2 protein-coding genes are annotated in these 1,711 nt (G+C 72.9%); both read right to left on the reverse strand.

Going from position 1 to position 1,711, the window contains the following annotated elements; translation table 11 throughout:
* Positions 1–313: 313 nt before the first annotated feature.
* A complete protein-coding gene (locus MKK69_RS30065) occupies positions 314–1,348 on the reverse strand; it encodes a hypothetical protein (RefSeq protein WP_243973833.1) in 1,035 nt (344 codons plus the stop codon).
* Between the two features lie 11 nt (positions 1,349–1,359).
* The coding region (locus MKK69_RS30070) for a hypothetical protein (protein WP_243973834.1) at positions 1,360–1,711 on the reverse strand (352 nt) is incomplete at its 5' end.

Raw genomic sequence — 1,711 nt, forward strand, 5'->3', positions numbered from 1 at the left:
GCCCTCGTGGGCCGCCAGGGATCCCGTGGCGACCCGATCCTGAAGCAGCTGCAGCGTGCGCACCCACGCGACCGGCCCGTCCTTGCGGGGCTGCGCCTCCGCGGCCGGCGCGGGGGACGGCCCGGGATCGGCCGGCACGGGGCTGGCGGCGGCCCGTGCGGGCGCTGGTGCTGCGGACCGGGACGGGCTGGCTGAAATTCGGGATGCGGGCATAGGACATCGTTCGCGCTCCTGGTGGGGCTCGTGGCGGCGGGTCGGTGGTGGTGAAGGGGGCGGGCGCCGGTCAGGCCGGCGCAGGCGTCAGGCGGGGGCGCTAGGCGTCGGCGTAGTCCGCCAGCACGTCGCGCAGGTGCTCAAGGTGAGCGGTGGCCTGCCCGTCCGGGTCGTCCAGAACGCGCAGGTAGAAATCGGCCAAGGCGACATCGCCCTTGCGCGTGGTCGGGACGATCCGGGCCAGCGCCTCGAACGCGGCACGGTCGGCGTCCACCAGGACATCGAGGCGCGCCATCTGCGCAGCATCGTCCTCGTCCAGGTTCTCGTGCATGGCCTGGTGCGCCCGCCGGGCGGCGTCGGCTGCCTCGATCGCCGCAAAGATCGGGTCGGGACGAGCGGCGGGCGCCGGGGCAATCGGCGGCTCCGGCAGTACAGCCCCGAGCGGGTAGACCATGCCGGCGGCGTAGGCCCAGGCGGGATGATCGCCGTCCGGCCCGTAGAGGTCGGGCAGGAGCACCCACAAACGGTCATCGATCCGGTTCAGGAGGTCGCCGGCCACGTCGGACGCATCCGCGCGCAGGTCCTCGTCGGTGAACTGGTCCGCGTCGGCGCGGCCGTCGCCATAGACGTACTGCGCCAAGGCCATGCCGAGCACGGCGGTCCCGATCTCAGTCTGAGTGGCGGGCGAGAGCAGGCGCCACGCCTCGGTCAGCGAGAACGGCAGGGGCATGCGAGACCAGAGCGCGGCGTGATCGGGCAGGCGGGCGGTGTCGTCGCCACGGAGGGTACCCACAGTGCGGGTATCCTTGGCGATAACGGGGGCTGCCGTGGCGGCGAGGAGACCGGCGGTCAGCGCGGTTCGGATGAACCCGCGGCGGCCGGCGTCCGTCTGCTGCTGCTGGCACTGCTGCGGGACCATGGCGGGTGCGGCTGGCGTGGCGGCAAACTGCTTGGACACGAAAAACCGAACGTCGCGGAGATGGTTGGCGGGCACGGGGCTCGCGCCGCGCGCCAGCATCACGTTGCCGTTCGGGAAGGCGAGGAATGTGTAGAGCTTGCCGGTGCGCTCAACCCAGACGGATCCGGTGGTGTTGGAGCCGTCGCGAGCGGAATAGGTGATCCCAAAAGCGGCCATGGGTGCGAACCTCAGTGAGCGGCGGCGCGGCGGGCGGCATTGGCGACCTGCCAAGCGGCCTTGAGAGCGGACGACATCGCCTCGCGGCGGGAGACGCCGCAGCGCTCCATGATGCCGGGGGCGGCCTTGCAGGCGGCGGCCATGATGGCGGCGCGGTCGTACTGGCAGGCGGTGGCGAGGGGACGGGTGCGGGCGCCGAACTGGATGAGGGCGCGGGCGCGGAGAAGGCGGGCGGGGACCGTGGGCCGGCTGTCTTGGGTGGCGCGGTCGATCCGGGGCCAGGAGCCGGTGCGGTGGGACAGCGGTGGCCGTCCCTGTTGCGGCCGTTGCGGCCGCCGTGGAACTTGGGAGAAGCCCCATGCC

Source organism: Methylobacterium sp. J-026, assembly GCF_022829585.1.
GTDB lineage: Bacteria > Pseudomonadota > Alphaproteobacteria > Rhizobiales > Beijerinckiaceae > Methylobacterium.

Excerpts from the sequence above, each read along its gene's own strand:
- MKK69_RS30065 (WP_243973833.1), bottom strand. The coding sequence starts at position 1,348 with ATGGCCGCTTTTGGGATCACCTATTCCGCTCGCGACGGCTCCAACACC.